Source organism: Janthinobacterium sp. ROICE36 (genome assembly GCF_002869965.1).
In the GTDB taxonomy this organism is placed as follows: domain Bacteria; phylum Pseudomonadota; class Gammaproteobacteria; order Burkholderiales; family Burkholderiaceae_D; genus Janthinobacterium.
In genome coordinates this window covers 1-13,058 of the sequence record NZ_PEBS01000016.1, presented here as the reverse complement: position 1 = coordinate 13,058, position 13,058 = coordinate 1, and the positions used below count along the sequence as shown (strand labels likewise).

Sequence of the window (13,058 nt, the reverse complement as noted above, 5' to 3'; positions counted from 1 at the left end):
TCAATGTTCATGGCCGGCAGCATCTTTGCCCAGCTCGGACTTCAGCACGAAGCTGCCTTGCGCCGCGTATGGCGTGCCGGCGGCCAGGCCCTGCTTGATCTGCGTCAACGTGCCGTCGTTGCGCCCCAGCACCACGGGCGTGGCCTGATAACCATCCTTGACTTGCACGAAGACGACGGGCTTGTCTTCCACCGTCTGGATGGCCGTGCTCTGTACGGTGACGGGCGCGTCCGCTACACCGGACACCACTTCCACGCTGACGAACAGGCCCGGACGCCAGGCCATGTCAGGGTTCAGCAAGCTGATGCGTGCCTTGGCCGTGCGCGTCTGCTCGCCCAGCAGCGCACCCACATAGGTGATCGTGCCTTGCGCGCTGGCATCGAATGCACTGGCTTTCACCTCCGCCTTGCCTCCCATGCGCACGGTGGCCAGGTCTTTCGCCGGCACGGCGATTTCCGCCCACACGGTCGACAGGTCGGAAATGATGAAGATGTTCGCGTCTTCCTTGACGGCTTCGCCCAGCGTGATGTGTTTTTCCAGCACCATGCCGTCGAACGGCGCGCGGATCTCGTAGCGGTTCAGCGGGCCCTTGCTGGAAGCACTGGCGCCCAGCGCGCTGAGCTTTTGCTGCGCGTTCTGCACGGCGATTTCCGCTTCGCGCCATGCTTGCTGCGCCTGCAGATAGTCTTGCTCGGCCGAAATTTTCTCGCGCCACAGTTTTTCTTCGCGCTCATACGTGGAGCGGGCCAGCGACAAACGCCGCTGCGCCGACAGCAGTTCACTGCGTTGTTCCGACAGCTCCGTGCTGGCGATGACGGCCAGCACTTGCCCCTTTTTCACCAGCTGGCCCAGGTCCGCCTGCACGGCTTCCACTACGCCAGCCAGGCGCGGCACGACATGGGCCGTGCGGTCTTCGTTGAAACGGATTTCGCCGGGCAGGGCCACGGTCGTCTTGATGCTGCCGGGCGCTGCCGTGGCGATGAGGACGCCGGCGGCCTTGCTTTGCGCGGCGCTCAGCTCCAGCCGGCCTTCCACTTCTTCGTGGCCGTGTTCGTCTTTCTTTTCAGCATGTGCTTCCGTCTTGGCGGCGGCGGGCGGCGCAGTCATGGACTTGCCCGTGCCGAGGATGAGGATGGCCAGCACGATGCCGGCGGCCGCGATGGAAGCGATGGCGATCGCTTGTTTCTTGTCAAGTTTGATATTCATTGTCGGGTCTTCCTTACAGGGAGGCGGGGGCGCCAAGCAGGCGCTCGATCTCGGCGGCGGCGTGCTGCGCTTCGGTCAGCGCGCGCAGGTATTGGTTTTTGGCTTGCAGCAAGGTGCGCTGGGCATCGAGCACGTCGAGGAAGGCGAACTTGCCGAACTCGAAGCCCTTGCTGGCCGCGTCGTAGGCGCTTTGTGCGCCGGGCAAGATGTCCTGGCGCAAGCTTTCCACGTCGAGCCGGGCCGTGGCCAGGCGTTCGCTGGCGGCAGCCACGGCCGTTTGCACGGCGATGCGGGCGGCGGCCAGCTCGTCGCTGGCCTTGTCGCTGCGGCGCAGGGCATCGAGCTTGTTGCCGGCATTGCGGTCGAACAAAGGCAGTGGCAGGGCCAGGCCGATGATGGCCTGGTTGCGGCCCAGCTCTTCCGAGCGCTTCATGCCGATGCTGAGCGTGACGTCGGGCGTGGCGCGCCGCTGTTCCACGTCCAGCATGGCTTGTCGCTGCGCCAGCGCGCTGCGCGCCTGGCGCACGGTGGGCGCCCGGGCCAGGCGCGCCGCCAGTTCGCTGCTTGGCGGCAGCTCGGGCAAGGTTTCCAGGCGACCTTCCGCCACGCTGAAGCGGGGCGTGGCATTGCCCCACAGGGCGGCCAGGCGCTTGCGGGCGCTGGCCAGGGTGCTACGGGCCAGGTTCAGCTCCAGCCGCACGCTCGCTTCGGCGACCCTGGCGCGGGTTTCCTCGACGGGCGAGGCCTTGCCGGCCGTCACCCGGCGCGCCGTGATGTCGCTGGCGCGAGCGGCCAGCGCCTGCGCGCTGTCGGCCAGGCGCAAGCCTTCCTGTGCGGCCAGCACGTCGACAAAGGCGGTGGTCACTAGCGCGCGCGTGTCCGCTTGCTGCAGGGAAAGGCCCGCTTGCGCCAGGTCTTCGCCGCGCTGGGCGACGGCCGCGCGGGCGCCGCGCTTGCCGCCCAGTTCGATCAGCTGGTTGAGCTGCACGGTGGTGCTGCGCGTGGCGCGCCGCGTGTCTTCCAGCACCGTTTGCAGTTCCGGATTGGGCAGGGCGCGTGCCTGTTGCAGGGCGCCCCCCTGCGCCGCCAGTTCATGGCGGGCGGCCGACAGGGTGGCGTTGCCGCCTTCGGCCAGCAGCAGCGCGACGGGCAGGGTCAGGGGTGCGGCGGGTTCCACGCTAGATTGCGCGTGGGCAAAGTTGCCGGCCAGCAGAACGGCGGAAAGTAAGAAGATGCATCGGTACATCGAATTCTCCAAAAGCATGGAAAAGAATTCGACGGGACGCGCAGGCTTGCGCCTGACTTAATCAGGCGCGCATACGGCGATCAGTGCTTGAAACGTCCCGTCGGCCTAGATGGCCGACGACCAGTCAGGGCGCTTGGGAGCGTCCGGGATGTGGGAAGCGTAAAAGAAGGGGGAGGTGTCCGCGTTCACGGACGCCGTGTCGCCAATGGGCAGGCTGGAACCGGCCGGCAGCCACGCATGGCCGATGCCATGGCAGACGTTGCAATCGCTGTGCGGCTGGCCTTTGGATTGCTTGTCAGCTACTTTTTTATCTGCGACAGGTTTTTTGTCCGCATCAGCCTTGTGCTGATGATTGTGGTGGCCCAGGTGCTGCGCCGCCTTGCCTTCTTCGTGCAGGCAATACGCGCTCGCCGCGGCCCAGGACATCTGGAGCGGAAGCACGAACAGCAGCAAAATGAGGAAGAATCGTCGCATGGTGACGGCTATTGTACAGAAAGGCGGGCGGCTGTGCCCATATCAGCGCGGCTGGGCACGCCACGCCTTCAGCTGCGCGGCGATGGCCTTGCCCTGGAATAGCTGCGGCTCGGAATGCTCTTCCGCTTCCATGCCGCCCGCGCGGAAGTCGGCCGCCTCGCGCGCCTGCACCAGGACCTTGGCCTGGTCGAACGCTTCGGCAAAGCCTGCGCTCTTCGGCAAGGCTTCCTTGAAATACGCTTCGCTGAAATACGTAAAGTCGTTCTGATCGTCGCAGCCGAACGAGGTGCGGTCGCGGCGCGCGGCCGTGATGACCAGCGTCTGTTCATCTTTCAATGCATCGATGAAACCGCCCGCATAGCAGGCCGAGATCACGATGACTTTCCAGCGGATGCCGCTGTGCTTGAGCATGGTAGCCAGCTCCTGCGCGGGCAGGCTGTGCAAGTCCATGCCGTTTTGCGCCAGCGCCAGTTCGTGCTCGGGCGAACCGTGGCTGGTGAGGAACAGGAACAGGATATCGTTCTGCTTGTCCATCTTGGCGCCCAGCGCGTCGAGGCTGGCGGCGATGCTGGTGCGCGTGGCCATCGGCTGCTGCGCCACCGTGTTGCGGCTATTGACCAGCATCAAGGAGCGGCCCACGGTGCCATAGTCGCGGTCGAACTGGCGCTGCACGAAGGCCGTTTCGCGATGAAACACTTCCTGCGCGCCATCGCCGGCCACGCCCAGCAAATACAGATTGATCTTTTTCGCCGCGTCGCGCGGCGCGATGCGCGCCAGGGCGCCGTCGAGCAGGCTGCGCTGGTGGTACAGGGCCAGCTCGATATTGTCGCGCGTGAGCTTATCCAAGGCGGGGTCGTCCAGCTGACCTTCCGTCCAGTTGCCGCTGTCTTCGCGCCGGCCATCGGCCTGCGCCACGGCGTAGCGCAGCACGCCCTTGCCGTCGAACTGGCCATTTTTGAAGCTGCCCCGGTATTCGTCGCCCTCGGCCGTGCGCAGCACGCCTGTACCCTCGAATTTCCAGTCTTTCAGCTCGCCTTCATAGTGGATGCCGTCGCTGGTGCTGACTTTGGCCTTGCCCTGCAGCTGGCCCTGCACGAATTCGCCTTCGAAGACGGTGCCGTCCGTGTCGGTCAGCTTGCCGGCGCCGTGCGGGCGCCAGTGTTTGAAATGGCCTTCGAAGGTGGCGCCGTCGGCGCCCTGGAAGCGGCCTTGTCCCTCGAAGCTGCCCTTGACGAAGCTGCCCGCATAGATTTCGCCCTTGGGCGAGGTGTAGCGGCCGATGCCGTCGAAGGCGCCCTGGCGGAAGGCGCCCGTGTATTCGACGCCGGACGCCTGGCGCAGCGTACCCTGGCCGGAAAACACGCCGCGCGCGAAGCCCCCTTCATAAAACGCGCCGCTCGCGTATTCGAGCCGGCCCTGGCCATGCATCTTGCCCGCGACGAGGGGGCCAAAATAGCGCCCGCCATCGGCCGTTTCCGCCGCCGGCACCTTGGCTGGCGCGGCGCACAGCGGCGGCATGCCCAGCGCGGCAAAGGCCAGCAGGCCGGCGAGTGTGTAGGGACGAAGCGAGGCGCGTAGCGTGGCGGTCATGAGGACGGTCTGGTCTGTAGGAAGGCGCCTAGTCTGCCACTGTATTGCCAGCGTGGCAAATGCCGGTGTGGCGTGTGTTGCTTTGCCTCAAGGCAAGATTGTGCGTTTTATGCCGTGCCAAGGCTGGGCTGAACTGATAATATTGATTTTCAGAACATCTACTTGGACAAGGCACACAGTTACCCATGGAAAGCCGTCTCAGCCGTCTGGAAGCCGTTCAAACCGTGTTGCTGGAAATCGGCCAGCGCGCGAGCACCTGCAGCGATATCAGTGAATTCCTGCAGGCGGTGCATGCGGCGCTGGGGCGCATCATGTATGCGGCCAATTTTTATGTGGCGCTCAGCGACCGTGACGACGGTCTGGTGCATTTTCCCTATTTTGTCGATGAATTCGACGCCGCGCCGGACCCGGACGTGGGCGTGCGCCTGGCCAGCGCCGAGCAGTCGCCCACGGCCTGGGTCATCGTCAACCGCAAGCAGCTGGTGATGACGGCCGCCGACGACGCCATGCGCGCCATCGGTGGCGGGGCCTGGGGCGGCGGCACGGCGGCCGAGCACTGGATCGGCTGTCCGCTGCTGGACCAGCAGCACCAGGTGCTGGGCGCCATCGTCATCCAGAGCTATGACGCGCAGCACCGCTTCAGCCTGGAAGACCAGGCCCTGTTTGCGCTGATCGCCACGCACGTGTCGAGCGCGCTGCAGGGCATGCAAAGCATGGACCTGCTGGAAAAGGCGGTGCAGGAGCGCACGGCCCTGCTGGCGCACGAGGTGGCCGAGCGGCGCCGCGCGGAAAATCTGCAGCATGCGCTGTATGAAATCGCCAACCTGTCGGCGCAGGCGGCCGACGCGACGACCCTGTATGCGCGCCTGCATGCCATCATCAGCGGGCTGGTGACGGCGAAGAACTTCCTCATCGCCCTGTACCATCCGGACAACAAGGACATCACGATCCCGTATTTTGTCGATGAAAAGGATGCGCAGGCGCCCGTGAAGCGCTTTCATTACGGCATCGGCATGAGTTCGTACGTGCTGGCGCGTCGGCAAGCGTGTCTGCTCGATGCGGATAGCTACGCGGCGCTGGTGGCCAGCGGCGAGATGGACGAGCCGCTGGGCAATGTCGGCATCGCCAGCTGGATGGGCGCGCCCATGCTGCTGGGCGAGCGTAACTATGGCGTGATCATCGTGCAAAGCTACGACGAATCCGTCGTGTATGGCCAGGCGGAACTGGACGTGCTGGCTTTCATGGCCAGCCACGTGGCCGTGGCGATGGCCCGCATCCAGGCCGACAGCGCCAGGCGCCAGGCCAAGCAAGCGCTGGAAGAGCAGAACGCGGCCCTGAACAGCGCCCTGAGCGCCTTGCAGGAAGCGCAGTCGGAACTGGTGCGCCAGGAAAAACTGGCCTCGCTGGGCCGCCTGGTGGCTGGCGTGGCGCATGAAATCAATACGCCGCTGGGCATATGCGTCACGGCCACCAGCCACCTGGTGCAGGAATTGAAACTCACGCGCGAAGACCTGGAAGGCGGCCAGCTCGATGAAGATGGCTTGCGGCAGTTTTTCGATATCATCGACCAGACCCTGCGCATCATGACGACGAATACGCAGCGTGCCGCAGCGCTGGTGCGCAGCTTCAAGCAGGTGGCCGTGGACCAGTCTTCGGACGAGTTGCGCAGCTTTAATTTGCGCAAATACCTCGATGAAATCCTGCTTTCCCTGCAACCGAAGCTGAAGGGCAAGCCGATCAGGGTGGAGATCGATTGCGCACCCGAGGTGCAGCTGCGCAGCTATCCGGGCGCCGTCTCGCAGATCGTCACGAACATGGTGGTCAATTCACTGGTGCATGGCTTTGTCGAAGGCGAGCCGGGCAAGATCAGGATCAGTGCCAGGATGGCCGGCGAAATGCTGGAACTCGACTACAGCGACGACGGCATGGGCATGGATAGCGCCACCCTGGGCCAGCTGTTCGACCCTTTCTTCACGACCAAGCGGGGCTCGGGCGGCAGCGGCCTGGGCGCGCATATCCTGTACAACCTGGTGACGGGGCCGCTGGGCGGCACGGTGAAGGTGGTCAGTGCGCCGGGGATGGGATTGCATTACAATATCCGTTTCCCGCTGGAGCCTAAGAGCACCTGAGAAAACGTCCATGGCTGCGTTGCTTGGTCTTGCCGTGCTATTCGCACTGTCTGCGACCGCGCGCCTTGCCCTGAACGTTTTTCAGGTGCTCTTGCGACGCGGGTTTGCCATATGAAATCGTATCAGTCAGGGAAACGCTGGTTCAAGGCCAGGGCCTCATCCAGATTCGCAATCAGCAACTCCACATACTGCGGGTCGAGGTGGCTGCCGCTTACTTCGCGCAGATAGCTCACTACCCGTTCCAATGGCCAGGCATCTTTGTAGCAGCGCTTGTGCATCAGCGCGTCGAAGACGTCGGCCACGGCGGCGATGCGCGCGTATTTGTGGATGTTTTCGCCCACCAGACCTTGCGGGTAGCCGCTGCCGTCGTATTTTTCATGGTGCTGGTGGGCGATCACGGCGGCCGCCTTCAAGAGCGGGCGCTGCGAGCCGTCGAGGATGGACATGCCCACCGTCGGATGCTGCTTCATGATTTCCCATTCGGCCGCGTCTAGCTTGCCCGGTTTGAGCAGCACCGCGTCTGGCGTGGAAATCTTGCCGATGTCATGCATGGGCGCTGCGTGGCGCAGCACCATGGTTTCCTCTTCCGACATGCCGGAGGCCTGCGCCAGCAGCTGGCACACTTCTGCCATGCGGCGCACGTGGTTGCCGCCTTCATGCGAGCGCGATTCGACCACGTCGCCCAGGCGCAGTATCAGTTCGGCCTGGGTATCGGTGATTTCCTGCGTCAGCAGGATGTTGTCGAAGGCGATCGCCACGCCCGAGCAGAATACTTCCAGTAATTGCGCATCGAGGTCGGAAATCTCTTCCACGCCTTTGAGTACCAGCAAGGACGCCTTGCCGCTGCTGTTCGGAAAATAGCCGACATAGGTGTCGCCGTGCAGGCGCGAGATTTTATTGCTCTTGGCATGGTCCAGCTGCGACAGCAGGGAAGGGCTGAGGATGCCACCATCGGCTTCATGGTCGCCGATCTGCGCAAGGATTTCATAATCCTGTTCGCCCGAAATGGCGCTGGCGCCGCGCAGGCGCAGCAGCATGCTCGTTTCCAGGCGCAGCAGGGCGACGACTTGCTGCAGCAGGCCGCTGGCGAAGTCGCGCAGGTTGCGCTGCTTGAAGATATGCGACGATGCCGCGATGACTCTTTCGAGGCCTTCGCGGTAATGCAGCTGGGCCAGGCGCGCTTCCTCGACCTTCATGATGTCGCGGTAGGCGCGCAGGGCGGCAAAGGTGGTGGTGAACAGCTTGGTGCGGTCCAGTTCCGTCTTTTCCTTGTAGTCATTGATGTCGTAGTTGACGATCACCCGTTCTTCCGGCGCCTGGCCCGGCTGGCCCGTGCGCAGCACGATGCGCGTAAACTGGTTGCCCAGGTCTTCGCGCATCCAGCGCGCCACTTCCAGGCCGCTGTCTTCGCGCTCCATCACCACGTCGAGAAACACCAGCGCGATGCCTTCTTCGCGCGCCAGCACCTGCTTGGCCTCGGCGCCGCTATACGCATGCACGAAACTCAGGGCGCGCCCTTCAAGGCGAAAACGGCTCAGCGTCAGTTTGGTGATGTCATGGATGTCGGGTTCATCGTCGACGAGCAGGACTTTCCAGGGGGGTAACTTGGGTGAGGCTGAAGACAAAAATGACATAAGGGCGAGTTCCGCTAAAAGGCATAACTGACGCAATGCTGAGACGCCGGCGCCAGGCTTAGCTGTGCGCCACTACTGGCGTTGCGCGTTTTTCGGGCGCATTTTGTCGATTGTAGACTGACGGCCAAGTATTAACAACAAGCAAGAATAATTGACTAAACTCATGCAACATGAATGTCAAAAAAGCACTGTGAATCCACGTTGGCGGCACTAACTATACTTTATCGCTTAGGCAACTATATTTTCAAGACAATACTTTGTTTTAATTAATATTGCCAATGAATCTGCAAAAAAAACGGCGCCTGGCCTTTCTGGCGGAAATCGGAAAAGTAACAAGGTATGAATTCCGCGTCAGAATGGGCTGCGGCGCGCTATATTGGATAGGCATAAGAAGTGGCCCCCATGTCACTCACATTTCCTGAAAGGGTACATCATGCAAAAGCAAACGACGCGCGCCCTGATCGCCGGCCTGGCCTTGCTGGCCAGCAGCGCGACCTGGGCAGCAACTGAAGTGCATTTCAGCAAGCCGGATCAATTCACGGATATCCCGTTCAACCCGCAGGAACGGGAAGAGGTGTTGAAGGAACTGAGCCGGCATTTCGAGAAACTGGGCGCATCGCTGCCGTCCGGGCAGAATTTGAAAATCGACGTCACGGATGTGGATTTGGCGGGACGTGAAAATCCCTCGCTGCGCGCCGGCCAGGATATCCGCGTCATGAACGGCCGGGTCGACTGGCCGCGCATGCGCCTGCACTATGTGCTGGAACAGGATGGCAAGGTCCTTCGCAGTGGCGATGCCGCCCTGTCTGACATGTCTTACCTGAGTCGCATCAATCATTACTTCAGCAATGAAAAGCTGCGCTATGAAAAGCTGATGATCGATGACTGGTATGGCGATACCTTCGGCATCAAAGTGAAGCGCCAGGCGCGCAAGTAAGCGGGCATTCATCGCTATTTCAGCGCAGGTATGGCTCTACCATGCGCGCGCTGCAAGGGCGGTTTCTTCAGCCTGGCTTCATCGCCCTTGGCCGCACCCAGGCTGGCGCCGTCAGTTTTCCGACAGCAGGAAAACTGACGACGCCGAGGCTCAGGCCGGCAAAGCCGGCGGGCAAATGGGCGCGTGGCGTGCGCATGTCGGCGTCGAGGCAAAACAGCAGCGCCGAATACGCTTGTACGTATGGCCATTCCGTTTTGCTGCCCGGCGGAAACAGGCCGAAAACCCGGCCCTTGGGCCAGCTTAATCTATCCAGTTCACCTGTGGGAACTTGCTGCCGAAATCTTCCGCCATGGGCACGACCTGGCTGAGCTTATAGTTGAAAAACACAAAGCCGGACTTGGCCATGGCGATCAGGGTGTTGTCGCGCGGGCGCGTGATGCGGAAGGTGATGTCGCCGCCATACTTGTTGAAATCCATGACGCCCACTTCGAACAGAAGCTGGTCGCGCGCATGGGCTTCGGCGCGGTAGGTGGTGGCCAGGTCGGTGACGATGATGCCGGTACCGTCCGCTTCAATGTCGCGCACGCCATATTCGAACAGGAAGCGGGCGCGGGCCTCCGAAATCATGGAAATCATGGAATCGTTGCCGAGATGGTTGCCGGCATTGATGTCCGTCGTGCGTACCGTCAGTTGCGAGGAATAGCAGTACTGGTCTTCAGGAAATTCAAGTTTCAAACGGGCCATGGTGTTCTCTTGGGCTGGTGCGCAGGGCGCGGCGGAAATGTCAATTCTAGCCGGTTCCCTGCGCTCCGTCGAAAAATGCCCTCAGCTGGGTGCGGGTATACGCTTCAGTGACGCACTATGCGGTACACCTTGCCTGTTCCGCTCAGCATGTACAGCTCGTTTTGCGCATCCTGGCCGAAGGACAGGATATTTCCCACGTTGCTGATGCCCCAGTCCGTCACGGCCGAGGCAGTGCCATTGCTGTAGCTGAAGCTTTTCAGCCAGCCGCTGCAATAGTCCGAATACAGGTACTGCCCCGCCAGTTCCGGCAAGGCCGTGCCCCGGTACACATAGCCGCCCGTGATCGAACAGCCGCCGGCCGTATCGTGGCCGTATTCGATGGCAGGCAGGACCAGCCCGGCCTGCGTGCAGCTGCTGCTGTTGTAGCAGTGCGCGCCTTCCATGATATTCCAGCCATAGTTGTTGCCCGCCTGGCCCACGGGACGCACATCGACCTCTTCCCAGTTGGCCTGGCCCACGTCGGCGATGTACAGCAGCTGGGCCGGCACGTCGAAGGCGTAGCGCCACGGGTTGCGCAAGCCGTAGGCCCAGATTTCAGGGCGCCCGCCTGCCTCGGCGAATGGATTGCCGGGTGGAATGGCGTACGGCTGGGCCACCGTGCTGGCGTTGACGTCCAGGCGCAGCAGCTTGCCCAGCAGGACGTTGGTATTTTGCGCGTTGCCGGGCGGGTCGCCCGCGCTGCCGCCATCGCCTGTGCCCGCATATAGATAGCCATCCGGGCCAAAGCTGAGCAGGCCGCCATAGTGGTTGCTGAACGTGGGGTGGGGTATCGTGAGGATGGTCAGTGCGGACAGGGGATCGGCCACGTTGGTGTTGCCCGCCGACACTTGCCGCCGCTCGATGACGATATCGCCGGCCAGGTTGGTGTAGTAAATAAAGAAATACCCATTGCTGGCGTACTGTGGATGGAAGGCCAGTGACAGCTAGCCCCGTTCGCCGCTGGTGGTGGTCAGGCTGCTGATGTCGAGGAAAGGTGTGGCCAGCAGATTGCCGTTTTGCACCACGCGGATGCGGCCTGGGCGTTCGAGAATGAAGAGGCGGCTGTCGCCGGGCGGCGCCGTGAGAAAGATGGGCGCGCTCAAGCCGCTGGCCACCTCTTGCAGGGCCAGGGCCAGCGGTGCCGTGGCTGCATAGGTGACGCTGGCGCCGGCCGTCGCCCCCGCATAGACTTGCACCTGCTGCGTGACGGGCGTGGGTGCCAGCGCTGCCGTGCCTTGCGCCACGCTGGCGGCGTTAAGCGCGTAGGCGCCGGGCGCCAGGTCGGTGAGCGTGGCGCCCGCCGTCAGCAGCTTGCTGTAGGAAGCGGGCCCGGTGAGCGTGACGGCGCCCGCCACGCCGGCCGTCAAGCCGACTATGCTGACCGTCATGCTGCCGGTGGCGGCTACGGGCGGGTGCTCGTCATGGCCGCCGCCACAGGCGGCCAGCAGGGCCAGGCAGCATGCCAGCAGCAGGGCTGGCCAGGTATTCGGGTGTCGTGAAAATACATGGCGCATGTCAGTCTCCTGCGGGAACGATGAAATGGCGAGTCGGTGAGATGCATCCAGGCAATGCTGTTGCGTCAAGAATGCACGTTTTTGCGCCCGCAAGATTGAGCTTGCGCAAGCGTACGCCTGTCACGCACCGCGCTTCCGTGCGCTGCTGCACGGTACGGCGGCATCGGACAAATGCGCCGCGTTTTCAGACAAGCGCGGGGCCAGCTGCGCTATCGAGCCCGCCGGCACCCGATAATGTCGCATCTGAAACCGAGCGGGAAGACACTCCATGAAAACCAAAGCCGCGATTGCCTGGAAGGCGGGTGCCCCTTTGAGCATCGAAGAAGTCGACCTGGCCGGCCCGCGCGCCGGCGAAGTGCTGGTCGAACTGAAAGCCACGGGCATTTGCCATACCGATTACTACACCCTGTCGGGCGCCGACCCGGAAGGCATCTTCCCCGCCATCCTCGGCCACGAAGGCGCGGGCATCGTCGTCGATGTGGGCCCGGGCGTGACGACCCTGAAAAAGGATGATCACGTCATCCCCCTGTACACGCCGGAATGCCGCCAGTGCAAGTTCTGCCTGTCGCAAAAGACCAACCTGTGCCAGGCCATCCGCTCCACGCAGGGTCGCGGCCTGATGCCGGACGCCACCAGCCGCTTTTCCCTGAATGGCCAACCGCTGTTTCATCATATGGGCACGTCGACCTTTTCCAACTATATCGTGGTGCCGGAAATCGCTCTCGCCAAGATCCGCGAAGATGCGCCCTTCGACAAGGTCTGCTACATCGGCTGCGGCGTGACGACGGGCGTGGGCGCCGTGCTGTTCTCGGCCAAGGTGGAAGCGGGCGCGAATGTGGCGGTCTTCGGCCTGGGCGGGATCGGCCTGAACGTGATCCAGGCGGCGAAAATGGTCGGCGCCGATAAAATCATCGGCATCGACATCAACCCGGCGCGCCAGGCCATCGCGCGCAAGTTCGGCATGACGCATTTCATCAATCCGAACGAGGTGGAAAACGTCGTCGATGCCATCGTGCAATTGACCGACGGCGGCGCCGATTATTCATTTGAATGCGTCGGCAACACGACGCTGATGCGCCAGGCGCTCGAGTGCACGCACAAGGGCTGGGGCAAATCGTTCATCATCGGCGTGGCGGCAGCGGGACAGGAAATTTCCACGCGCCCATTCCAGCTGGTGACGGGACGCGAATGGCGCGGCTCGGCCTTTGGCGGCGCGCGCGGACGCACGGACGTGCCGAAGATCGTTGACTGGTATATGGAAGGCAAGCTCAATATTGACGACCTGATCACGCACCGCTTGCCGCTGGAGCGCATCAATGAGGGCTTCGACTTGATGAAGAGCGGTGAATCGATCCGTTCCGTGGTGTTGTACTGAGCTGCGTGTACATATTGCGCAACACTTGACGGACGGGGCAGGGCAGGGCGATTGCATGAAGCATCAGGTCGGCAAGCCCAAGACCTTGGCGAGATAGTCGGCATTCCAGCCAGCTTTTAAGCGTTTGGTAGCGATGCCGGCCTTGGTTGTCTTTTCGTTTTTCAGTAAAT

12 protein-coding genes are annotated in these 13,058 nt (G+C 62.7%); 3 read left to right on the top strand and 9 right to left on the bottom strand.

Annotation, left to right across the window (positions count from 1 at the left end):
* The 4 genes from CSZ94_RS08960 to CSZ94_RS08945 all read right to left on the bottom strand — a co-directional run bounded on the left by CSZ94_RS08960 (position 1) and on the right by CSZ94_RS08945 (position 4,516).
* The gene (locus CSZ94_RS08960) at positions 1–1,206 is read right to left on the bottom strand and encodes an efflux RND transporter periplasmic adaptor subunit (RefSeq protein ID WP_102121169.1); all 1,206 of its coding nucleotides are present in this window, start codon (positions 1,204–1,206) and stop codon (positions 1–3) included.
* A 13-nt stretch (positions 1,207–1,219) separates the two neighbouring features.
* Positions 1,220–2,452, bottom strand: coding sequence for a TolC family protein (locus CSZ94_RS08955; protein ID WP_146009775.1), 1,233 nt, complete (start codon positions 2,450–2,452; stop codon positions 1,220–1,222).
* A 105-nt stretch (positions 2,453–2,557) separates the two neighbouring features.
* Positions 2,558–2,926, bottom strand: a complete 369-nt coding sequence (gene czcI, locus CSZ94_RS08950) for a cation efflux protein, CzcI family (protein ID WP_102121168.1) — start codon at positions 2,924–2,926, stop codon at positions 2,558–2,560.
* Positions 2,927–2,968: 42 nt separating this feature from the next.
* Positions 2,969–4,516 carry a C13 family peptidase gene (locus tag CSZ94_RS08945; protein ID WP_102121167.1) on the bottom strand — a complete coding sequence of 516 codons (1,548 nt, stop codon included), beginning with the start codon at positions 4,514–4,516 and terminating at the stop codon, positions 2,969–2,971.
* 185 nt (positions 4,517–4,701) lie between these two features.
* Here CSZ94_RS08945 and CSZ94_RS08940 point away from each other — a divergent pair, with 185 nt between their 5' ends.
* Complete coding sequence (locus CSZ94_RS08940) at positions 4,702–6,645, top strand: GAF domain-containing sensor histidine kinase (protein ID WP_102121166.1); 1,944 nt, start codon at positions 4,702–4,704, stop codon at positions 6,643–6,645.
* Positions 6,646–6,767: 122 nt separating this feature from the next.
* Here CSZ94_RS08940 and CSZ94_RS08935 read toward each other — a convergent pair whose 3' ends face one another.
* A complete protein-coding gene (locus CSZ94_RS08935; RefSeq protein ID WP_102121165.1) occupies positions 6,768–8,279 on the bottom strand; it encodes a response regulator in 1,512 nt (503 codons plus the stop codon).
* Between the two features lie 433 nt (positions 8,280–8,712).
* Between CSZ94_RS08935 and CSZ94_RS08930 the strand changes: the two genes are divergently transcribed.
* On the top strand, positions 8,713–9,216 hold the full coding sequence (locus CSZ94_RS08930; RefSeq protein WP_102121164.1) for a DUF3016 domain-containing protein: 504 nt from the start codon (positions 8,713–8,715) through the stop codon (positions 9,214–9,216).
* A gap of 67 nt (positions 9,217–9,283) precedes the next feature.
* On the opposite strand, the gene CSZ94_RS28560 is transcribed toward CSZ94_RS08930, so the two are convergent.
* The 4 genes from CSZ94_RS28560 to CSZ94_RS28550 all read right to left on the bottom strand — a co-directional run bounded on the left by CSZ94_RS28560 (position 9,284) and on the right by CSZ94_RS28550 (position 11,513).
* Positions 9,284–9,412 (bottom strand): hypothetical protein, encoded by a 129-nt coding sequence (locus tag CSZ94_RS28560; RefSeq protein ID WP_258000870.1) that lies wholly within the window; start codon positions 9,410–9,412, stop codon positions 9,284–9,286.
* A gap of 104 nt (positions 9,413–9,516) precedes the next feature.
* Positions 9,517–9,960 (bottom strand): thioesterase family protein, encoded by a 444-nt coding sequence (locus tag CSZ94_RS08925; RefSeq protein WP_034784316.1) that lies wholly within the window; start codon positions 9,958–9,960, stop codon positions 9,517–9,519.
* A 104-nt stretch (positions 9,961–10,064) separates the two neighbouring features.
* Positions 10,065–10,937 (bottom strand): PQQ-dependent sugar dehydrogenase, encoded by an 873-nt coding sequence (locus CSZ94_RS28555; RefSeq protein WP_258000882.1) that lies wholly within the window; start codon positions 10,935–10,937, stop codon positions 10,065–10,067.
* Positions 10,938–10,943: 6 nt separating this feature from the next.
* Positions 10,944–11,513, bottom strand: a complete 570-nt coding sequence (locus CSZ94_RS28550) for a hypothetical protein (RefSeq protein ID WP_258000869.1) — start codon at positions 11,511–11,513, stop codon at positions 10,944–10,946.
* 268 nt (positions 11,514–11,781) lie between these two features.
* On the opposite strand from CSZ94_RS28550, the gene CSZ94_RS08915 reads away from it, so the two are divergent.
* Complete coding sequence (locus CSZ94_RS08915; RefSeq protein WP_102121163.1) at positions 11,782–12,888, top strand: S-(hydroxymethyl)glutathione dehydrogenase/class III alcohol dehydrogenase; 1,107 nt, start codon at positions 11,782–11,784, stop codon at positions 12,886–12,888.
* The last annotated feature ends 170 nt before the right edge of the window (positions 12,889–13,058 follow it).